Source organism: Edaphocola aurantiacus, assembly GCF_019797745.1.
Classification (GTDB): Bacteria; Bacteroidota; Bacteroidia; order Chitinophagales; family Chitinophagaceae; genus Edaphocola; species Edaphocola aurantiacus.
Window position 1 is genome coordinate 1 of record NZ_VOSI01000004.1, and the last position, 19,165, is coordinate 19,165.

Below are 19,165 nucleotides of genomic sequence, written 5' to 3' on the forward strand. Positions count from 1 at the left end.
TGTTATTATTGATTCCTGACATAAGTTTTGGGTTTAGAAAGTGAAAAAATATTACCTCTAAAATAATATCCCGCTCTTGCAACCGCAGCAGCCCGGGCACTAACTTATGTACTGTTTTTGGGGTTTCCGGAGGTGATAGTATGGGGCCCAGGGCACAACCCTGACGCTTAGGGAGGCCTCCGCGACAGGGTTTCGTCTTCTTCTCGTTACTTCGTCATATCGACTGAAGCGCAGCGGAATGGAGATATCTCCTTCTATGCAGCACAGCGAGGAGGAGATTTCTCGACGCCGCTCTGCTGTGCTCGAAATGACGGGACACTCATTTCGTCATGTCGACTGCAGGGGAGACATCTACCTTTTATACAGAACAGCAATGAGGAGATTTCTCGACGCCGCTCTGCTGTGCTCGAAATGACGGAACACTCACTTCGTCATGTCGACCGCAGTGGAGACATCTCCTTTTGTACCTGCATTCAGGAGATTTCTCGACGCCGCTCCAGAGCTACGCTCGCAAACTTCAATCACAAGTTGCACTTGCTCTTCGTTTGTACTCGAAATGACGGAACGATTACAGGCGAGCGCACGCACCTTGCGTGTGCCCGGTTTGTACAAGCTGTGGCCTTACTGTTTGTTTTGTAGCTGTAAGATTTAAGGCACGCGCTGGGATCGCGCGCCGGCGTGGGACCGGGTTTCGTTCCATACAATAATAGGGCCTTGCATATGCAAGGCCCTATTATTGTATGGATAATCTGTGTATTTACTCCTTGATAAGTTTAAAGCTGCCGATACGGCCGCCGTTCATGATCTTGCCAAAATAGTGTCCATTGGCATAAGCAGCCAGGTCTATATGGGTAGTGGTATGATTGATTGCTTGTTGCCATACAACCTTGCCTGTCATATCATATACCGTCAGGGTAGCACCCGCTTTAGGAGCTTCTTTCAGCTGCATACGGAACTGACCATTTTTCGATGGGTTAGGGTATATGCTGGCCATATCAAAGTCTACTTTGGCAATGCTGCTGGGGTTAAGCGGTGCAAAGCGGATTATGGAGCCATTAGGGGGGTAATAACCATAGATAACGGCATCCAGGGCAGCCATATCAAACTCTGGATTATCAAAAGACATTTCACTGAGCAGCACAGCAGTATCTGTAAACTCACTGCTGATAAACTTGTACTGGGCAGCATGGATAAACTGTTGCTGGAAGTTGGTACCTATAGAGTCGCCGGGATTGCCCAGCAGGGCACAGGCAATAGGCGTTTTGCCTTCATACAATACCTCGGCGGCTGTAGTGGCAAACATGGTATTGGCTACATTACTGTAACCGGCACGGTATTCGATAGCATTGTCCTGCTCATACATCCATACCTGGAAGTTAAGGGTATCGGTACCGGTAATATCGACCGCCCAGCTTGCATTACTGAATTCTATTTTGAGTATACGGTTGCCCGTTGTACCGGTGGTGGCATACTTGACCTTGCCTCTGCCCCGGCCTTCGTACGGCAGGTTGATGCCGCTGATCTGGCCCAGGTAGGTATAATCGCTCTCCACACCATTCAGGTATATGCTACCCGAGCTGTGTACTGCAAATGTGCTGACCGTAGTATTCTGGTACTTAAACGGGAAGGGAAAAGCGATGTTGTTGCTGGTTGTATCATTCCAGTTGCCGGTAAAGCCCAGGTCAGTGGCACTGGTCAGTGGGGTGTAGGTGCTTCCGGTATAGGAGACACCGTAACGTTTTACAGGGCTTTGTGCATGGCTTATACCCGTAGCCATCATGGTAGCGGCCAGTAAAGGGAGTAAGAATTTTTTCATGTTCATGATCTTTGGGTTGTTTAAGGGTTTATAGGGAAAAGGTATTATGTCTCTTTTGAGTGATGTGATAATATAGACGCAAAGCACATGGCGTGGCTTAGAGAATTGTTGTTTCTTTTTTTAAATTAGGTATTTACCCTCCGCCCTCCTGGGCAGATAGGATATATATTAAAAAGAGTTGGGCGCTGCATCTGCAGCGCCCAACTCTTTTTAATATATTATAGAATAGCTTACTCTTTGATCAGTTTGAAGCTGCCGGTACGGCCGCCATTGGTGATCTTACCAAAGTAGTTACCATTAGCATAAGCAGTCAGATCTATAGCTGTGCTGGCCAGGTGTAAAGGTTGGTTCAGGACTACCTTTCCGGTCATATCATAGATCGTCAGTGTAGCACCAGCCAGAGGGGCTTCTTTCAGGGTCAGGCTATACTTACCATCTTTAGACGGGTTAGGGTATACGCTCGCCATATCGAAGTCTACCTTCGCAATACTGTTCGGGTTTGGTGGTACGAAACGGATCACAGAACCGTTTGCAGGGTAAGCACCGTACAGCAAATAATCAAACATAGCAGGGTTTTGTGCAGCCGCTACACCAATAGCTGTATCACTGAATACATTGTTCATACGCTGTGCAGCGTGGAGGAAGGCATCACCGCTGGTCGCAATAGAGTCTCCGGCATTGCCAATGAGGCCACAGAATATACCATCCAGACCATTGTCCATGTCATCGAAGTCGCTTGCAAATTCACTTGCTGGCACATTAGAGTAGCCGCCGCGGTATTCGATTGCGTTATCGCTTTCGTACAGCCAGATCTGGAAGTTAAGGGTATCTGTACCATTAACGTCATTGTAGCGGCCTACGTTGCGGTACTCTACTTTAAAGATGCGGTTGCCGGCAGTGCCTGTTGTGGTGTAGAATATTTTACCCCTGCCTGCAGATACATAATCCATATTCACCCCCATGATGTTGCCGATCTCCAGGTCTTCATGGAAAGACTCGTTCAGGTACAGACCACCATAAGTCTCAATGTTGACAGTAGCGACAGTAGTGTTCTGGTATTTAAAGGCAAACGGCAGGGTGATAGCATCACTCACAGTATCGTCCCAGTCTACATCAAAGCCAATATCTGTAGCATTGGTCAGTTGGGTATAAGTGCCGCCGGAGCTATAGGTTGCATCGTAGCGTTTAACAGGAGTCTGTGCATGGCTTATGCCCATGCCAATGGTCGTTGTGGCCAGTAAGGCGAGTAGTGTTTTTTTCATGTTTAATTTATTATTACGGGTTAAATATGATTGGACTCAAGATGTAATAACGGCGAAAATAGCGATATAATATATCAGACGTACGGTTTTGTACACTAATTAGTGAAATAGCTATTGCGTTCCTTAATATAAAGTTAAGCAGCCCTACATAGACTATAAGGCTTTGCACAGGTTTAATGAAATTGTTAAAAATATTTTGATCCCTAAACTTTTCGAAGCAGGTAAAAAGACTATGTTTATTGTATTGATACTAGGCATCTTGTAAACAATGTATTTTTGCCCCTGCTATGGAGCATATACCCGTACAGGGTGCGCAGAGGCTTATTTATCCGCATTGGAATTGCTATAAATGATATTTTAATATATTTTTGTGGATTCTAAAATTTTTTAAAACAAGTATAAAAGTTATTATGACAAACAACGAGCTATTAGCTATTGCACAAGAATTTGGTACCCCATTGTATGTTTACAATGCAGAGAAGATAAAGCAGCAGTATCAAAAGTTAAGCAAGGCATTCGATAAGCAGACTCGTTTCTTTTATGCTTGTAAGGCATTGTCCAATATTAATATCCTTAAAGTAGTAGAGCAGCAGGGTGCCGGACTGGACTGTGTGAGCATCTATGAAGTGCAACTGGGCCTGCGTGCAGGCTTCACCCCTGACCGTATCCTGTTTACCCCTAACTGTGTAGACCTGGCCGAGATCGAAGCAGCTATGCAACTGGGCGTACACATTAATATCGACAATATCTCTATCCTGGAGCAATTCGGTAATAAATATGCCGGTGCTTACCCGATCTTTATCCGCATCAACCCGCACATCTTTGCTGGTGGTAACTATAAAATCTCTACCGGTCACATCGATAGTAAATTTGGTATCTCTATTCATCAGCTGCGCCATATCGAGCGCATCATGAAGTCTACAGGTCTTAATGTAGAAGGGCTGCATATGCATACCGGCAGTGAGATCAAAGATGCCGATGTGTTTGTACAAGGCCTGGAGATCATGTTTGAAGTAGCAGAGCACTTCCCTAACCTGAAGTATATCGATATGGGTAGCGGATTTAAAGTGCCTTATGCTAAGGATGAGCTGGAGACAGATGTACAGACTTTAGGAAAGAAAGTACTGAAAGCCTTTGATAAATTTCAGAAAGCCAGCAACAAAGAACTGATGCTGTGGTTCGAACCAGGTAAATATATTGTGAGCGAATCTGGCCATTTCCTGGTGAAAACAAATGTGATCAAACAAACTACTGCTACCGTATTCGTAGGGGTAAACTCGGGCTTCAACCACCTGATCCGTCCTATGTTCTACGATGCATACCATAATATCGAAAACATCAGCAATCCTAAAGGGGCTGAGCGTATCTACACTGTGGTGGGTAATATCTGCGAAACGGATACCTTTGCCTGGGATCGTAAGATCAATGAAGTGAGAGAGGGCGATGTACTGGTGTTTCATAATGCAGGTGCCTATGGCTTCGAAATGAGCTCTAACTTTAACAGCCGCCTGAAACCGGCAGAAGTACTGGTGGTAGATGGTAAGCCACACCTGATCAGAAAAAGAGAAGTATTTGAAGATCTGCTGAAAAACCAGATCGAAGTATTGTAATTATATAAACAGCAAAAATAAGAAGAGATGAATATTGCAAATAAATTCCCGATTCCTGAATTCGTACTGCTGGATGGCGAAAACCACTTAGGCGAACAACTGGAAGGCCGTACAGTACTGGTACACATGCCTACTAATACTTACCTGGAGGTACTGTCTGTATTTCCGGAAGATATGAAACAGTTTGAAGCACTGAACCCATTCGGATTCGTGTTTGCCAACAGCGAAGATGAGGACGAAAACCATATTTTCCTGTTACACGGTACACAAGCCGATGCAGGTGCCCTGGCAGAAATCTATCCTAAAGCCGCAAAATGGTATACCAATTATGCGCTGTGGATCGATGACGAGATCGGCAAAATGTAATCAGCAGCAGGCTTTATAGAAAGGTAATACATGTAAGGCTATTATATCTTAGTTTTACATCAGTGAATTGCATAGTAAACATTTTAAAATATTTATCTATGATTACCATTGCCCTGTATAATCTTAAAGGTGGTGTGGGGAAGACCGCCGGTTGCGTAAACCTCGCACACCTTGCTGCTATGGACGAGTACCGTACCCTGATCTGGGATCTGGACCCGCAGGGGGCTTCAGGCTTCTACTACCAGGCCAGTGCCGGTAGTGCCAAGGATACAAAGAAGCTGGTAGAACAGCATGTGGTCATCTCTGAGCTGATACAGCATACCGGTTATGATTACCTGGACATTGTTCCGTCCGACTTCTCCAGCCGCAAGCTGGATGCCTTACTGGAGGCACAGGGTAACAGCAAGAAGTATGTAAAACAATTGCTGAAACCACTTAAAAACGATTATGACCTGGTCTTTATAGATTGCCCTCCGGGCTTTTCGGTATTGGCAGAGCATATCTTTCAGGCGGCAGACATTGTGCTGTTGCCTACTATACCTACTACACTATCTCTGAGAACCTTCGAGGCCGTAAAGTCTTTCTTTGAAGAAAAGAAGATAGACCTGGCCAAGCTGATGTGTTACTTCTCTATGGTCGACAGCCGCAAAGCCTTGCATCTCGAAACCATGGAAGCTTTTCATCGCCAGCGCAGGTTCTTTTCTTCTTACATACCCTACCTGTCCGATGTGGAGAAGATGGGCATATACCAGGCTCCGGTCATGGCATTTGCACCCAGCTCCAGGGCGGCACAGGCATACACAGAATTGTGGGAAGAACTGAAAGAGGGCATCTTCTAAATTATACAAACTAATTATAAACCATTTTTTAAAAACATGTATCAAACAATTCTAACACAAGTAGAGCAACATATCTGTACCATTACGATCAATCGTCCTGACAAAATGAACGCCTTGAATAAAGACGTGATTACAGAACTGGGTGCTGCCCTGGACGAGGTATATCAGAATGCAGACATCAAAGCAGCCATTATTACCGGTGCCGGTGCAAAAGCTTTCGTAGCGGGTGCAGATATTTCTGAATTTACAGACCTGGATGGCAATGGCGGTGCGGCCCTGGCTAAAAGAGGTGCTGAGCTTGTGTTTAATAAAATTGAAAACAGCCCTAAACCAATTATCGCAGCGGTAAACGGTTTTGCATTAGGCGGTGGTTGTGAGCTGGCAATGTCCTGCCACTTCCGTACAGCAAGTGAAGGTGCACGTTTCGGTCAGCCGGAAGTGAACCTGGGCCTGATTCCTGGCTATGGCGGTACACAACGCCTGGTACAGCTGATTGGTAAAGGTAAAGCAATGGAACTGCTGATGACTGCAGATATGATCAAAGCAGACGAGGCAAAAGCTTTAGGCCTGGTTAATCACGTATTTACTGCAGAAGAGCTGTTGGCTAAAACGACTGAGATCGCTCAGAAAATACTGACCAAAGCACCAGTGGCGATCAGCAAGATCATCAGCCTGGTTAATGAAGCGGCTACCGTTAGCCCTACCGGACTGGATAATGAAATCCGTATGTTCGGTGAGTGTTTCGATACCGAAGATAAAAAAGAAGGTGCAGCAGCATTCCTGGAGAAAAGACCAGCTGCATTTCAGGGTAAATAATCATAACTGAATTTCATAAAAAAAATGCCCGGCGCTGTGCCGGGCATTTTTTTTATGAAAAAATATTTGTGTAGTTAAATGGCTACATGTATATTTGTAGTCAAATAGCTACACAATGAATCTGAGAAGAGATGTATTCCAGGCAATTGCCGACCCTACACGCAGGGCTATACTGATGCTGCTGGCTGCACAATCGATGTCGGCCGGGGCTATTGCCGCCAATTTCGATACGGCCCGGCCAACCGTCTCTAAGCACCTGCAGATACTGACCGAATGTGAGCTGCTGAAGCAGGAGCAGAACGGCAGGGAGATATATTATCACTTAAACCCGCATAAGATGAAAGAAATCGCAGATTTTATAGAACCGTTCCGCCAGATGTGGGATGAGCGCTTCAACAAACTGGAAGCCATTATGAAAAACTATCAATCTAAAAATAAATAAAATGGAACCGAAAACTAAAGTACATGCCGAAGAAGGTAAACAAGATCTGCTGATCACCCGCACATTCGACCTGCCCCTGGACCTGCTGTTTAAGGCATATATAGAGCCGGAGATCGTAGCGCAGTGGATGGGTACAAAAGTGGTAAAGCTGGATGTGCAGCCGCATGGCGGATACCAGTTTGAAACCAGCGATGATAAAGGTAATGTGGTGTTCAAAGCCAATGGCACCATTCATGAATGTACAGAGAACAAGCGTATTGTACGCACCTTTGAAATGGAAAATGCGGGCTTCCCCGTGCAGCTCGAATTTCTGGAATTTGAATCGCTGGACGATAACCGCAGCAAACTGAGCATGCAGATTGTATACCGTTCTATCGCAGATCGTGACCAGATGCTGAAGCTGCCGTTTGAGTATGGGCTCAACATGGCACACAACCGTATTCAGGAATTATTGGCTACCTCAAAATAATATACCATGAGCAAAAGAAATAAAATCATTTACTGGATAGCTACGGTCTGGCTGTCTTTAGGTATGGTCTCTACGGCAATTGTGCAACTGATCCCGGTGGAGGAAGAAGCAGAAAAGATGAAAGCACTGGGTTATCCGTCCTATTTTTTGACTATACTGGGTGTGTGGAAACTGTTGGGTGTTGTTGCCGTATTGGTTCCTAAGTTTCCGGTACTGAAAGAATGGGCATATGCCGGGTTCTTCTTTGCTATGACCGGTGCGGCTATATCGCATATAGCTATGAGTGATCCTATGGGAGAAATTTTTCCCTCACTATTGCTGCTGTTACTGACTATTGTATCCTGGTATTTCCGCCCGGCTGCACGAAAAACATTAACTTTAAGCCACAATTAATACTATGAATCCGAAAGTAGATTTCTTTTTTGATAAGGCCACCAAATGGCATGACGAACAAAGGCTGCTGCGCACTATTGTCCTGGATTGCCAGCTTAAAGAAGAGCTGAAGTGGGGTGTGCCCTGCTATACTTATCAGGACAAGAATATAATCCTCATTCACTCCTTTAAGGAGTATTGTGCGGTGCTATTTGTGAAAGGCGCTTTGCTGAAAGATCCGAAAGGAATACTCATACAGCAGACGGAAAATGTGCAGTCGGCCAGGCAGGTTCGCTTCACATCCGTGGCCGATATAGAGGCTGTGCAGGAAACCCTGAAGCAGTACATATTTGAAGCGGTGGAAATAGAAGAGTCGGGCGAAAAAGTAGCACTGAAGAAAACAAAAGACTATGCCATACCGGAAGAGTTTCAGGAGCAGCTCGATAGTAATGCTGCGCTGAATGAAGCCTTTTTCGCGTTGACTCCCGGAAGACAAAGGGCTTATCTTTTTTATTTCGGACAAGCGAAACAATCGAAGACGCGCGCTTCCCGGGTAGAGAAATGTATTCCGCAAATCATGGAAGGCAAGGGCCTGGACGATTAGGTACTGTCCGGCTGATCTTTAAAAGCATCATAATACTCCTCTCAATCTATTGATATGAAAAGTAACAAAAAGACCGTAGCACCAGAAGTGCAGCAGGAGCTGCTAGATATACTGCAGGCGCGTTTTGAAAAAAATAAAGGCCGGCACGAAGGCATCAGCTGGGCTAAAGTACAGGCCAGACTAGAATCCCATCCCGATAAACTCTGGTCACTTAATGAAATGGAAATGACCGGAGGTGAGCCGGATGTAATTGGTTACAATAAAAAAACAGATGAGTACCTCTTTGTAGACTGCGCCGCAGAAAGCCCTAAAGGCCGCAGAAGCGTCTGTTTTGACCATGAGGCACTGGAATCCAGGAAAGAGCATAAGCCCAAACATAGTGCATTGGGTATGGCTGCAGAAATGGGTGCTGCATTGCTTACAGAAGCACAATACCGGGAGCTGCAGGAGCTGGGCGCCTTTGATCTGAAAACATCCAGCTGGGTGCAGACACCGGAAGACATCCGTTCTCTGGGTGGTGCCCTGTTTTGTGACCGGCGTTACAACACTGTATTTACCTACCACAACGGTGCCGAATCATACTATGCTGCACGCGGTTTTCGTGTTGCACTAACCGTGTAATGAAAAGCTGCTTCCTGCTTGTATACAGACAATCAGGAAGCGCTTTATATATTGGATTAACGAATAGTAAAGTCCTGAGTCACACCACAGATCTCGAAGCGGTAGTTGCCGTTTTTCAGTTCCGCTGTATTTACAGCAATCTTGCCATTGCGGGTTACGCTTCCTTTCTTGATCACTTCTCCTTTGTCATTTTTGATATAGAAAGTCGTATTGGTCATAATATTGCCCAGTTCGATTTCGATTACCGGATGTGCCGATTTGTAATACACCAGTTTGCTGGCAGTAGATTGTGCCTGTGCAGAAAAGCCAGAGAATGCTGCGATAGCTACGATTGCGAAGAATAATTTTTTCATAATATTTAGTTTTTGATGAGTGATTAAGATTATTTGTTTGTTTTTCTAATGCAAACATACTCCGCCCCTGCACGGTGTGCCAGCACTTTTCGACCAGTTAGGGATAGCACTCGATGAACATTCGTCGGGTAAAATCGGGCGTTCGTCGTAGAACCATTGCTGGCACTGCATTTCAAGCTGCTTTTTGCTTGGTAAATAGGGAATCAGTTTGTATATTAGTATACTAAATGTTAGTCAAGCCTATGCATACAAAGCTGATCGAGACCATGTTTAATACACTGGATGCCCTGACCGGAACCTGGTATGTACACTATACCAATTTTCCGATGTGGCTGAAAGGAGATAAGAAAGAACCATCATTTCATTATCGTATCGTGGCCGGAACGGAAGGCCCCGAGCTGGAGGACACAGTTTTCTACATGAAAGGACTGGAGCAAAAGCGGATCAGGGGCTGGGATAAACCCATCAATAAGGAATGTACTAAGTTTGAATGGAGAGGCAAAGGGCTACTGACACTCGTTCGGTCTAAATGGGAATGGGTGCATATGGATGATGATTTTGCACTGATCTTTTTTGAGCGCACTTTATTTACGCCTAAAGGCTATGATATTATCTGCCGGGAAAAAGTCCTGAGTCCGGAGGTACATGAGGCTATTGTCCGCTTCCTGGACGAGCAGGATATCTGGGGCATGCAGCGGATACGATAATGACCGTATTTACAATACAGACAATGAACTATAAAGCCCCCGTATGAATTAAATCATACAGGGGCTTTAGTAATATTAATTAATGTAGCATGTATAATTGCTGCACTAAAACTGCATAAAAGCTTCTATCTGCTGTTCAATGTTCATGCGGGTACTGTCATGCTTAAAGCTACCGTCTTCCAGCAGTTCTTCATTGATTTTAGAGATGGGCAGTTTGTTATAGTGCACATGCATTTTCAGATAATGCAGGATATTAGACAGATGATCCAGTCCGCGGGCATTGCCGCCACGGCCGTCTGCAAGGCCCACCAGCAGTGCTTTTTTATGCCACCAGCATTTGCGGATGTCGGAGCTGTCCATCATCGTTTTCAATATACCCGGAAAGCTGCCGTTATATTCTGGCAGCACAAATATGAATTTCTCTGAAGGGATCAGCCATTCAGACTCTACCTGCTTAAATGCCTCGCTGCGGTAATGTACATCCATATCCTTCAGAGAGAACAAATGTACATCGGACGTGCGTTGGCGTACTATGTTATAGTAATATTCAGCTACTTTCAGTGTATTGCTACCAGCTCTGTTGGTGCCGGAAATAATCGTAATCATACTGCAAATATAGCTCCTGAACCGCCTTGTCTCCAAATGCCATAAAAGACATATGATCAGGAATCTGTCACAAAAAATAATTACGGCAGTTTGGTATCTGAAATGGCATAAATGTTATTACCTTTGTCGGATTAATAATAAATTAATATAGCCTTTGCTATTCTTATTATGCGAAAAATCTGGTGGAAAGTTGTCTGTGTCCTTTTACTCTCTGTAACCATTATTGTAGGACTCCTGATGCCGGTACCGGCACTGAACATTCTCAATGAAACGATTCGTAACCTGTATTTCCACGTACCGATGTGGTTCGGTATGATGCTTCTTTTTACAGTTAGTCTCGTTTATGCTATCCGTTTCCTGAACACACAGAATCTGAAGTTTGATATCTATACCGAACAGTTTGCCAAAGTGGGTATCCTGTACGGTTCTTTAGGTATGGTTACTGGTATGGAATGGGCCCGTTTTACCTGGGGAGAGTTCTGGAGTAATGATCCTAAGCAGCTGGCATCTGCGCTGAGCTTACTGATCTATTTTGCGTATATGGCCCTGCGCGGAGCAGTACCTGATTACGACAAAAAAGCCAAAATATCGGCAGTATACAATGTCTTTGCCTATTTTATCATGATCCCTCTGATCATGATTCTGCCACGCCTTACTGCATCTCTGCACCCGGGCAATGGTGGTAATCCCGGATTTGGTGACCTGGCTCCTTCAATGCGCCCGGTATTCTATACAGCAGTGTTTGGCTGGTTCCTGTTAGGATGCTGGATTGCTACACTGGGTATACGGTACCAGCTGGTGGCCAAGAAAGATTTGCTGACTGGCGGCGGAAAATAAATAGATGTACTCAATAAAGTAAGTAATAAAGAAAAAACACTTTTAATACTATGCGTTTAAAACACATACAATCATATTTGGCTAAGCTGATCTTGTGTCTGTCAGCTGTACTATTACCGCTGATCACTAATGCCCAGGATACCGGCAAGGTGGCCATGGCAGACCAAATGAGAGGTGACGGAAAAATATATGTAGTTGTAACCGTAATTTTTACTATTTTTTTAGGAATAATTTTATATTTGTTTACTATCGAAAAGAAAATTAAAAAGATAGAGCAAAATCAACCATAATTTTAATAACCAAAATCAACTAAAAAGTATGTCAGCATCACACAGCGAATACAGCTTCTTTCAGGGAGTAGAGCGTAATTTTGATAAGGCAGCTAAATTTACTCGTTTTGAAAAAGGTATCTTAGAGCAGATTAAAGCTTGTAACTCGATATTGAAAATCAAATTCCCGGTAAAAATCGGCAATGAAGTAGAGGTAATTGAAGCCTACCGTGTACAGCACTCTCACCACAAATTACCTTGTAAAGGAGGTATTCGTTACAGCATGGATGTAAACCAGGATGAGGTGATGGCGCTGGCAGCACTGATGACCTACAAATGTGCGATGGTAAACGTACCGTTTGGTGGTGGTAAAGGTGGTATCAAGATTGATCCTAAAAAATACACTCCGTTTGAATTAGAAAAAATTACCCGTCGTTATACTTCTGAGCTGGCTAAGAAAAACTTTATCGGCCCTGGTATCGACGTTCCTGCTCCGGATTATGGTACAGGTGCCCGTGAGATGAGCTGGATCGTAGATACATACTCTTCTTTAAACCCTGGTGAGCTGAATGCACAAGCTTGTGTTACCGGTAAACCAATTGCACAGGGTGGTGTAAGAGGCCGTACAGAAGCAACCGGTCTGGGTGTATTCTACGGTATCCGCGAACTGGTAAATGTTGCAGAAGATATGCATGCTATCGGTCTGACTCCTGGTCTGGATGGTAAACGTGTTGTTGTGCAAGGTTTAGGTAATGTGGGTTACCACGCCGCTAAATTCTTCCAGGAATCAGGTTGTTTACTGGTAGGTCTGGCAGAATATGAAGGTGGTATTTACAACGAGAAAGGTCTTGACCTGGAAGCGGTAATGACTCACCGTAAGGAAACAGGTTCTATCCTGAACTTCCCTGGTGCACAGAATATTGCGCAAAGCGCAGAAACACTGGAAAAACCATGTGATATCCTGATCCCGGCCGCTCTGGAAGCCGTTATTAATGGTGATAATGCAGCGAAGATTCAGGCTAAAATTATCGGTGAAGCGGCTAATGGTCCGCTGACTCCGGAAGCTGATGAGATCCTGAACAAAAAAGGTGTACTGATTGTACCGGATATGTACCTGAATGCAGGTGGTGTAACCGTTTCTTACTTTGAGTGGTTGAAAAACCTGAGCCACGTTCGTTATGGTCGTCTGGAAAAACGTTTCAGCGAAAATATGAATGCGGAAATCGTTAGAGGTGTAGAAAGCATTACCGGTAAATCATTCGGCGCTGTAGAGCGTAAAATGATTCTGCGTGGACCTGAAGAAGTTGATCTGGTATATTCCGGTCTGGAAGACACTATGATCGGTTCTTACCACGAGATCCGTGAAGCACTGAAAATGAATCAGGGTGTTGAAGATATGCGTACAGCAGCCTTCATCTGTGCCATCAACAAAGTTGGTGTTGCATACGAAGAGTTAGGTATCTTCCCTTAACAGAAAATTAAGTAGTTTTTTTATTGATATCCAAAGTATTGCGCGCCGCAAGCGGCGCGCAATACTTTTATAAGACTGTATTGCCTATATTTGCGATATAAATATGTATTTGAGATGAAGAAGTATTTGTTTTTATTCCTGGCATTGGGTTCTGGCACAGCATTGATGACCACCGCTACATCCTGTAAAACCAAAAAACACGCCACTGCAAAGCAGCGTAAGGACATGAAGGATGTGTATGAGACATTATCCAAATCCTTACCAGAGGCGAAGGTTACTTATGAAGATGATAAAGTAAAAGTAGTATTGCCGGAGGCATTACTGTTTGAGGTGAACTCCTCAATCGTAAATACCAGTTATCTGCCTTCTCTGGGAAAACTGGCAGCAGTTTTGAACAAATATCCCAAAACAAGTGTACTGGTAACCGGTTATACCGATATATCGGGCAACCTGGAGATGAATGAAAAACTGTCCTGGGAGCGTGCAGAAAGTGCAAAAGCAGCATTACTGCAAAGTGAAGTGAAAAATAAACGTGTTTATACCTGGGGTTTCGGCCCTAAAAATCCTGTTGCCAGCAATGAAACATTTGAGGGCCGCCAGCAAAACAGGAGGGTAGAGTTCGTGATATTATATAACTACCAGGATGAATATCCGGGTAAGGAGAAGGGCTAGTTAGTTTACGTCGTATTTCTTACGGCGTAGCTCGAAGTGTTTACCAAGGTATACTCTGCGCACCTCTTCGTCTGCTGCAAGATCTTCAGCAGTTCCGGATTTCAATAATCTGCCTTCAAACATTAAGTAAGCCCTGTCGGTAATCGACAGGGTTTCGTTTACATTATGATCCGTAATCAGGATACCGATGTTTTTGAATTTTAGTTTGGCTACAATCGCCTGAATGTCTTCTACCGCAATAGGGTCAATACCGGCAAATGGCTCATCCAGCAGGATGAATTTAGGATCTACCGCCAGTGCCCTTGCAATCTCTGTGCGACGACGTTCTCCACCACTCAGTACATCACCCATACTTTTACGTACATGTGTCAGGCGAAACTCTTCCAGCAAGCTTTCCAGTTTGTCTTTCTGTTCCTGGCGGGATAATTTTGTCATTTCCAGTACAGCAGCAATATTATCTTCCACAGATAGTTTACGGAAGATGGAAGCCTCCTGCGGCAGGTAGCCGATACCCAGCTGCGCACGTTTGTACATAGGCAGTTTCGTGATATCCATATCATTCAGGAATACCTGTCCTTCATCCGGTTTTACCAGGCCCACAGTCATATAGAAAGAGGTCGTTTTACCCGCACCATTCGGACCCAGCAGTCCTACAATTTCGCCCTGCTGTACCTCTATAGATACATGATTTACTACAGTACGCTTGCCATACTTTTTAACCAGTTCAGTCGTATGTATTTTTTGATGGACCTGATCCTTCATCTGATAGTGTTTGCGCAAAAATAGTAAAAAAAGAACCGTATAGGCTCACAATAAAAAGATAACAAATTAAGTTATGTTTACGGATTCCGGAGCGGAATTTGAATGAAATAGCATAAATTTGCGTTTACTTTTTTTGAACTGACGATGATGAAATCCGTATTGTATACTATTCTGTCCGCTGCTATTCTGTCCACTGCCGTTTCCTGCAAGGATAAAAGCAGCAGTACCTGTGTGGATGTTAATATAACTATTCCGGAACGCGATTCTGTTGCCCTGAAGAATTATATAACCAATAACAGTATTAACGCTGAATATGACAGCAGGGGTTTTTATTATAAAATCCAGAACCCGGGATCGAGCAAAAAGCCATCGCAATGCGCTACCATTATGATCGATTACTCCGGTAAGCTGGTGAATGGTACGGTGTTCGATTCCAATAATAACCAGACCTTCTCCCTTTTATCATTGATTTCGGGATGGAGAATGGGCATGCCATTAGTAGGAGAAGGTGGAGAGATCATCCTGTACCTGCCACCTGCATTGGGATACGGTGATGAGGATAACGGGCCTATTCCCGGAGGTTCTATCACTATTTTTACCATTAAGCTTCATAGCATTACAAAAGATTAATTTATGCTGAAAAAAATATTTGTGGCCCTGATGGCCTGTGTGAGCCTTTCTTCCTGCTTTAAAAAGGATGTATGTGAGGATGTAAGTGTGGCAGTACCCCAGGAGGAAATAACGGCGCTGAAGGCATATGTTGAATCGGTAAATGCAAATGCAGTGTACGATAACAGAGGCTTTTTCTACCAGATCGTAAAACCAGGTACAGCCAATCATCCTGGTATATGCTCTGATATATATGCCAACTTTGAAGGTCGTGCTTATGACAACGAAGATTATTTTGTGAAAACCAATAATAACTCTACCGCTATGTACCACGACTTGTCGAAATACATATATGGCTGGAGATATGCTTTGCCACTGATTGGTATGGGAGGAGAAATGAAATTGTACCTGCCACCATCATTAGGAAAGGGAAACCATACAATATTGGAGCCAAGCTATGTACCTTCTGATAAGATACTGGTATATACTATTCGTTTAGTGCGCTACAATTAATTGAAACTTTATATAAAAAAGCAACCGGATGATCAATCATCCGGTTGCTTTTTTATATAAGAGTATGTTCTTTTAATATTCGATACAAACATTTTTGGGCTCGGTAAAGAAGCGTAAGGCTTCCCAGCCACCTTCGCGACCCATACCCGAATTTTTAAAACCACCGAAAGGCGTACGCAGGTCGCGCAGCAACCAGCAGTTTACCCATATAATACCACTATGTACCTGGTTGGCCATACGTTGTGCACGGCTTACGTCCTGTGTCCAGATAGTGGCCGCCAGTCCGTAGTCACTGCAATTAGCCAGGGCTAAGGCTTCCGCCTCATCCTTAAAGGACTGCAGGGTAACTACCGGTCCGAAGATTTCTTCCATATTGGTTTTGCAGTCCGGTCCCAGTCCTTCAATAATAGTAGGTTCGATGAAGTAACCATTGGCACAACGGCCCCCTGGCTGAACGGCTTTTCCCCCCAGGAGAATACGGCCTCCCTCGGATTGTGCCAGCTCTATACAGCTCATTACCTTATCAAAATGCACTTTGCTTACCACCGCGCCTTGTTTGGATGTTGCTTCCAGTGGGTCACCGATCGTCAGTTGCTGTACCGCTGCAATGAATTCTGTTTTAAAGCGCTCATAAATACTTTCTTCTACCAGGATGCGGGAACCGCAAAGGCAGATCTGGCCCTGGTTTGCAAAAGAGGACTGGACTGTAGTCTTCATCATTTTCTCCCAGTCGCAATCAGCAAAAATGATATTAGGATTTTTGCCGCCCAGCTCTAAGGATGTCTTTTTGAGCACGGCTCCAGCCTGTGCAGCGATATCCTTGCCCGCACGGGTGCTTCCGGTAAAGGAAACGGCTTTTACCTTAGGATGAGCAACCATCGCAGATCCGCAATGCAGGCCATCACCATGCAGGATATTTAATACCCCTTCCGGCAGGCCGGCTTCTGCTGCTATATGGCAGAGAAGGTAAGCCGTCATAGGCGTTACTTCAGATGGTTTGGCAATGACACAGTTGCCTGCAGCCAGTGCCGGCGCGATCTTCCAGGTAAAAAGATATAAAGGCAGGTTCCATGGCGAAATACAGGCCACGACGCCTATTGGTTTGCGTAAAGTATAATTAATGGCCCGGTTTTCCATATTATGGCTTTCCGAAGCGAAGTGCATGATAGCAGTAGCAAAGAAGCGGAAGTTCTCCGCAGCGCGGGGTATATCCACACGTTTGCTCAGGCTCAGGGGCTTACCGTTATCATTAGTCTCGGCCAGCGCCAGTGCATCCAGGTTGGCTTCGATCAGTTCGGCCATGCGGTTCATAATGCGGAAGCGATGCTCCGGACTGGTAGCCGCCCAGGAAGGGAAGGCCTTTTCTGCAGCAGCAACGGCAAGGTCTACATCTTCTGTGGTACTGTTGGGAATCTGCCCATATACAGCACCTGTTGCCGGGTTGATATTGTCAAGATAAATACCTTTTTCAGGGTCTTGAAATCTGCCCCCGATATAGTTCTGTATAGTAGCTGGGATACTTAAATTCATGCTACAAATATAGAACTAATCAGGCGTAAAATCATTCTCCGGGATTTAACAATAATCTGCAGGAAATTAAAATAGTACATCAATTTAAATTGTACCTTCGCTGTCTTGTAAATTTTTAAATTAAATACTTTATGAGTACCAATCAGTATCCTCATGTACCTTATGGTAAGACGGTTCATGGTCAAGAAGAAATCGATGCGGTAGTAGAAGTCTTAAAGACCTCTACACAAATGGGTAAAAATGTACGTGCGCTGGAAGAAAGAGTGGCAGGGCTTTATGCAAAAAAATATGGTATTGGTGTAAACTCGGGATCATCTGCTTTATACCTGGCAGCTGATCTGTTGAATTTTGAAGCCGGTGCGGAGATCCTTACTCCTGCTCTGACTTTTTCCACAACGGTAGCGCCAATCGTTAAGAAAGGATGGATTCCTTCTTTTGTTGACGTGGCGGAGGGTACTTATAATACAGATGTGTCTAAGGTGGAAGAAATGATTACTTCTAAAACCAAGGCCATGATCATCCCTAACCTGATCGGTAACCTGCCGGACTGGAAAGTGTTGCGTGAGATTGCAGACAAACACAACCTGTTTGTACTGGAAGACAGTGCCGATACTTTAGGTGCTGAAATCGGAGGTGCCTCCAGCGGTCGTTATACCGATATGAGCACAACAAGTTTCTATGGTTCTCACATTGTAAACTGTGCCGGTAATGGTGGAATGCTGTGTGTGAATACAGATGCATTTTATGATCGTGGTCGCCTGCTGAGAAGCTGGGGACGCAGTTCTTCCCTGTTTGTAGAATCAGAGAAAATTGAAAACCGTTTCAATGTAGAAGTAGACGGTATCCCTTACGATGCAAAATTTGTATTCGAAGAGCCGGGCTACAACATTGAACCTTCAGAACTGGGTGCTGCATTCGGTCTGATCCAGGTAAATAAACTGGGCGATAATATAGATAAGCGTACTGCTAATTATACAACGATGCGCAGCTTCTTCGAGCAATACGAAGAGTTCTTTATCCTGCCACAGCAGTTACCGGATTCCCGTACAGGATGGCTGGCATTTGCCGTTACGGTAAGAGAAAATGCTCCGTTCATCCGCAGAGATCTGCAGATCTTCCTGGAGAAAAGAAATATCCAGACGCGTACCGTATTTACCGGTAATATTCTGCGTCAGCCAGGATTTAAAAATGTAGCACATAAAGCCAGCGCAGCAGGTTATCCTGAGGCCGATAAAGTAATGCGTGGCGGTATGTTGATCGCTTGTCACCATGGTCTGGATGCCATGCAGATCGACCATATGAAAGAAAGTATTACGGCCTTTATGAGTCAATATGTAAAGTAAACAATGATAGATCTTTTAATAATAATATTATCCACTTATTTTCTGGGTAAGCGTGTCGGAGAGAAAGGGTATGATGTGTATATGTGGCGCTTTCGTCATGTTATGGCCTGCATCTTTGCTGAAGGCATGGTAGCGGCACTTTCATTCCTGTTTACTCAAGACATTTTAATTGCCGGAATGAGCGGTATTGTTGCCCTGATCGGTATCGTAATCTTCCGTTACCAGCGTGTAACGGCATTAGCACCTAAGAGCAATAATGATTAATTTTAAGTAAAA

Annotated in this window: 24 protein-coding genes; 18 read left to right on the plus strand and 6 right to left on the minus strand. The window is 44.4% G+C overall.

The genetic code is table 11. From position 1 onward, the window contains the following. Positions 1-757: 757 nt before the first annotated feature. Both FTD44_RS11980 and FTD44_RS11985 read right to left on the minus strand, forming a co-directional pair. Positions 758-1,816 carry a T9SS type A sorting domain-containing protein gene (locus tag FTD44_RS11980; protein WP_222166689.1) on the minus strand — a complete coding sequence of 353 codons (1,059 nt, stop codon included), beginning with the start codon at positions 1,814-1,816 and terminating at the stop codon, positions 758-760. 230 nt (positions 1,817-2,046) lie between these two features. Further along, positions 2,047-3,078 (minus strand): T9SS type A sorting domain-containing protein, encoded by a 1,032-nt coding sequence (locus FTD44_RS11985; protein WP_222166690.1) that lies wholly within the window; start codon positions 3,076-3,078, stop codon positions 2,047-2,049. 410 nt (positions 3,079-3,488) lie between these two features. On the opposite strand from FTD44_RS11985, the gene lysA reads away from it, so the two are divergent. The 9 genes from lysA to FTD44_RS12030 all read left to right on the plus strand — a co-directional run bounded on the left by lysA (position 3,489) and on the right by FTD44_RS12030 (position 9,217). Further along, positions 3,489-4,688, plus strand: a complete 1,200-nt coding sequence (gene lysA, locus FTD44_RS11990) for a diaminopimelate decarboxylase (RefSeq protein ID WP_202615973.1) — start codon at positions 3,489-3,491, stop codon at positions 4,686-4,688. Positions 4,689-4,715: 27 nt separating this feature from the next. Then, positions 4,716-5,054 carry a hypothetical protein gene (locus FTD44_RS11995; RefSeq protein ID WP_129019930.1) on the plus strand — a complete coding sequence of 113 codons (339 nt, stop codon included), beginning with the start codon at positions 4,716-4,718 and terminating at the stop codon, positions 5,052-5,054. Positions 5,055-5,152: 98 nt separating this feature from the next. Beyond that, the gene (locus tag FTD44_RS12000; protein ID WP_222166691.1) at positions 5,153-5,893 is read left to right on the plus strand and encodes a ParA family protein; all 741 of its coding nucleotides are present in this window, start codon (positions 5,153-5,155) and stop codon (positions 5,891-5,893) included. A gap of 36 nt (positions 5,894-5,929) precedes the next feature. Beyond that, positions 5,930-6,709 (plus strand): enoyl-CoA hydratase/isomerase family protein, encoded by a 780-nt coding sequence (locus FTD44_RS12005; RefSeq protein WP_129019928.1) that lies wholly within the window; start codon positions 5,930-5,932, stop codon positions 6,707-6,709. Positions 6,710-6,824: 115 nt separating this feature from the next. After that, complete coding sequence (locus tag FTD44_RS12010; protein ID WP_222166692.1) at positions 6,825-7,151, plus strand: ArsR/SmtB family transcription factor; 327 nt, start codon at positions 6,825-6,827, stop codon at positions 7,149-7,151. A 1-nt stretch (position 7,152) separates the two neighbouring features. Continuing rightward, positions 7,153-7,620 (plus strand): SRPBCC domain-containing protein, encoded by a 468-nt coding sequence (locus FTD44_RS12015; protein WP_129019926.1) that lies wholly within the window; start codon positions 7,153-7,155, stop codon positions 7,618-7,620. A gap of 6 nt (positions 7,621-7,626) precedes the next feature. Beyond that, complete coding sequence (locus FTD44_RS12020; protein WP_222166693.1) at positions 7,627-8,013, plus strand: DoxX family protein; 387 nt, start codon at positions 7,627-7,629, stop codon at positions 8,011-8,013. A gap of 4 nt (positions 8,014-8,017) precedes the next feature. After that, on the plus strand, positions 8,018-8,596 hold the full coding sequence (locus FTD44_RS12025; protein WP_222166694.1) for a YdeI/OmpD-associated family protein: 579 nt from the start codon (positions 8,018-8,020) through the stop codon (positions 8,594-8,596). Positions 8,597-8,650: 54 nt separating this feature from the next. Then, positions 8,651-9,217 carry a DUF4256 domain-containing protein gene (locus FTD44_RS12030; RefSeq protein ID WP_222166695.1) on the plus strand — a complete coding sequence of 189 codons (567 nt, stop codon included), beginning with the start codon at positions 8,651-8,653 and terminating at the stop codon, positions 9,215-9,217. Between the two features lie 56 nt (positions 9,218-9,273). Here the strand turns inward: FTD44_RS12030 and FTD44_RS12035 are convergent, their stop codons facing one another. Next, complete coding sequence (locus tag FTD44_RS12035) at positions 9,274-9,570, minus strand: hypothetical protein (protein WP_222166696.1); 297 nt, start codon at positions 9,568-9,570, stop codon at positions 9,274-9,276. 242 nt (positions 9,571-9,812) lie between these two features. Here FTD44_RS12035 and FTD44_RS12040 point away from each other — a divergent pair, with 242 nt between their 5' ends. Further along, positions 9,813-10,277, plus strand: coding sequence for a hypothetical protein (locus FTD44_RS12040; RefSeq protein ID WP_222166697.1), 465 nt, complete (start codon positions 9,813-9,815; stop codon positions 10,275-10,277). Positions 10,278-10,382: 105 nt separating this feature from the next. Here the strand turns inward: FTD44_RS12040 and FTD44_RS12045 are convergent, their stop codons facing one another. Next, entirely contained in the window at positions 10,383-10,883 is a 501-nt protein-coding gene (locus tag FTD44_RS12045) for an NADPH-dependent FMN reductase (RefSeq protein WP_222166698.1), read from the minus strand. 168 nt (positions 10,884-11,051) lie between these two features. Between FTD44_RS12045 and ccsA the strand changes: the two genes are divergently transcribed. The 4 genes from ccsA (at position 11,052) to FTD44_RS12065 (ending at position 14,132) form a co-directional block, all read left to right on the plus strand. Continuing rightward, the gene (ccsA, locus tag FTD44_RS12050) at positions 11,052-11,720 is read left to right on the plus strand and encodes a cytochrome c biogenesis protein CcsA (RefSeq protein WP_222166699.1); all 669 of its coding nucleotides are present in this window, start codon (positions 11,052-11,054) and stop codon (positions 11,718-11,720) included. Positions 11,721-11,797: 77 nt separating this feature from the next. Continuing rightward, positions 11,798-12,010 carry a CcmD family protein gene (locus FTD44_RS12055; RefSeq protein ID WP_129020621.1) on the plus strand — a complete coding sequence of 71 codons (213 nt, stop codon included), beginning with the start codon at positions 11,798-11,800 and terminating at the stop codon, positions 12,008-12,010. Positions 12,011-12,038: 28 nt separating this feature from the next. Continuing rightward, the gene (locus tag FTD44_RS12060; protein WP_129019918.1) at positions 12,039-13,460 is read left to right on the plus strand and encodes a Glu/Leu/Phe/Val family dehydrogenase; all 1,422 of its coding nucleotides are present in this window, start codon (positions 12,039-12,041) and stop codon (positions 13,458-13,460) included. Positions 13,461-13,574: 114 nt separating this feature from the next. Next, entirely contained in the window at positions 13,575-14,132 is a 558-nt protein-coding gene (locus FTD44_RS12065; RefSeq protein ID WP_222166700.1) for an OmpA family protein, read from the plus strand. Here the strand turns inward: FTD44_RS12065 and lptB are convergent, their stop codons facing one another. Then, a complete protein-coding gene (gene lptB / locus FTD44_RS12070; RefSeq protein ID WP_222166701.1) occupies positions 14,133-14,894 on the minus strand; it encodes an LPS export ABC transporter ATP-binding protein in 762 nt (253 codons plus the stop codon). Positions 14,895-15,038: 144 nt separating this feature from the next. On the opposite strand from lptB, the gene FTD44_RS12075 reads away from it, so the two are divergent. Together FTD44_RS12075 and FTD44_RS12080 are read left to right on the plus strand one after the other, a co-directional pair. Continuing rightward, positions 15,039-15,524: an FKBP-type peptidyl-prolyl cis-trans isomerase gene (locus tag FTD44_RS12075; protein ID WP_222166702.1), complete on the plus strand. Its 486-nt coding sequence runs from the start codon at positions 15,039-15,041 to the stop codon at positions 15,522-15,524. Between the two features lie 3 nt (positions 15,525-15,527). Beyond that, the gene (locus FTD44_RS12080; RefSeq protein ID WP_222166703.1) at positions 15,528-16,016 is read left to right on the plus strand and encodes an FKBP-type peptidyl-prolyl cis-trans isomerase; all 489 of its coding nucleotides are present in this window, start codon (positions 15,528-15,530) and stop codon (positions 16,014-16,016) included. Between the two features lie 72 nt (positions 16,017-16,088). Here the strand turns inward: FTD44_RS12080 and FTD44_RS12085 are convergent, their stop codons facing one another. Beyond that, on the minus strand, positions 16,089-17,546 hold the full coding sequence (locus FTD44_RS12085) for an aldehyde dehydrogenase (RefSeq protein WP_222166704.1): 1,458 nt from the start codon (positions 17,544-17,546) through the stop codon (positions 16,089-16,091). A gap of 131 nt (positions 17,547-17,677) precedes the next feature. Between FTD44_RS12085 and FTD44_RS12090 the strand changes: the two genes are divergently transcribed. Both FTD44_RS12090 and FTD44_RS12095 read left to right on the plus strand, forming a co-directional pair. Continuing rightward, complete coding sequence (locus tag FTD44_RS12090) at positions 17,678-18,889, plus strand: DegT/DnrJ/EryC1/StrS family aminotransferase (RefSeq protein WP_129019912.1); 1,212 nt, start codon at positions 17,678-17,680, stop codon at positions 18,887-18,889. A gap of 3 nt (positions 18,890-18,892) precedes the next feature. Beyond that, the gene (locus tag FTD44_RS12095) at positions 18,893-19,153 is read left to right on the plus strand and encodes a hypothetical protein (protein ID WP_129019911.1); all 261 of its coding nucleotides are present in this window, start codon (positions 18,893-18,895) and stop codon (positions 19,151-19,153) included. The last annotated feature ends 12 nt before the right edge of the window (positions 19,154-19,165 follow it).

Bases quoted from the DNA above. Each gene is read 5' to 3' on its own strand.
- FTD44_RS12025 (WP_222166694.1), top strand. From the start codon at position 8,018: ATGAATCCGAAAGTAGATTTCTTTTTTGATAAGGCCACCAAATGGCAT.
- FTD44_RS12040 (WP_222166697.1), top strand. From the start codon at position 9,813: ATGCATACAAAGCTGATCGAGACCATGTTTAATACACTGGATGCCCTG.
- FTD44_RS12060 (WP_129019918.1), top strand. From the start codon at position 12,039: ATGTCAGCATCACACAGCGAATACAGCTTCTTTCAGGGAGTAGAGCGT.
- FTD44_RS11985 (WP_222166690.1), bottom strand. From the start codon at position 3,078: ATGAAAAAAACACTACTCGCCTTACTGGCCACAACGACCATTGGCATG.
- FTD44_RS12030 (WP_222166695.1), top strand. From the start codon at position 8,651: ATGAAAAGTAACAAAAAGACCGTAGCACCAGAAGTGCAGCAGGAGCTG.
- lptB (WP_222166701.1), bottom strand. From the start codon at position 14,894: ATGAAGGATCAGGTCCATCAAAAAATACATACGACTGAACTGGTTAAA.
- FTD44_RS12075 (WP_222166702.1), top strand. From the start codon at position 15,039: ATGATGAAATCCGTATTGTATACTATTCTGTCCGCTGCTATTCTGTCC.
- lysA (WP_202615973.1), top strand. From the start codon at position 3,489: ATGACAAACAACGAGCTATTAGCTATTGCACAAGAATTTGGTACCCCA.
- FTD44_RS12085 (WP_222166704.1), bottom strand. From the start codon at position 17,546: ATGAATTTAAGTATCCCAGCTACTATACAGAACTATATCGGGGGCAGA.
- FTD44_RS12000 (WP_222166691.1), top strand. From the start codon at position 5,153: ATGATTACCATTGCCCTGTATAATCTTAAAGGTGGTGTGGGGAAGACC.
- FTD44_RS11995 (WP_129019930.1), top strand. From the start codon at position 4,716: ATGAATATTGCAAATAAATTCCCGATTCCTGAATTCGTACTGCTGGAT.
- FTD44_RS11980 (WP_222166689.1), bottom strand. From the start codon at position 1,816: ATGAAAAAATTCTTACTCCCTTTACTGGCCGCTACCATGATGGCTACG.
- FTD44_RS12065 (WP_222166700.1), top strand. From the start codon at position 13,575: ATGAAGAAGTATTTGTTTTTATTCCTGGCATTGGGTTCTGGCACAGCA.
- FTD44_RS12010 (WP_222166692.1), top strand. From the start codon at position 6,825: ATGAATCTGAGAAGAGATGTATTCCAGGCAATTGCCGACCCTACACGC.
- ccsA (WP_222166699.1), top strand. From the start codon at position 11,052: ATGCGAAAAATCTGGTGGAAAGTTGTCTGTGTCCTTTTACTCTCTGTA.
- FTD44_RS12035 (WP_222166696.1), bottom strand. From the start codon at position 9,570: ATGAAAAAATTATTCTTCGCAATCGTAGCTATCGCAGCATTCTCTGGC.
- FTD44_RS12045 (WP_222166698.1), bottom strand. From the start codon at position 10,883: ATGATTACGATTATTTCCGGCACCAACAGAGCTGGTAGCAATACACTG.
- FTD44_RS12090 (WP_129019912.1), top strand. From the start codon at position 17,678: ATGAGTACCAATCAGTATCCTCATGTACCTTATGGTAAGACGGTTCAT.
- FTD44_RS12095 (WP_129019911.1), top strand. From the start codon at position 18,893: ATGATAGATCTTTTAATAATAATATTATCCACTTATTTTCTGGGTAAG.
- FTD44_RS12020 (WP_222166693.1), top strand. From the start codon at position 7,627: ATGAGCAAAAGAAATAAAATCATTTACTGGATAGCTACGGTCTGGCTG.
- FTD44_RS12005 (WP_129019928.1), top strand. From the start codon at position 5,930: ATGTATCAAACAATTCTAACACAAGTAGAGCAACATATCTGTACCATT.
- FTD44_RS12015 (WP_129019926.1), top strand. From the start codon at position 7,153: ATGGAACCGAAAACTAAAGTACATGCCGAAGAAGGTAAACAAGATCTG.
- FTD44_RS12080 (WP_222166703.1), top strand. From the start codon at position 15,528: ATGCTGAAAAAAATATTTGTGGCCCTGATGGCCTGTGTGAGCCTTTCT.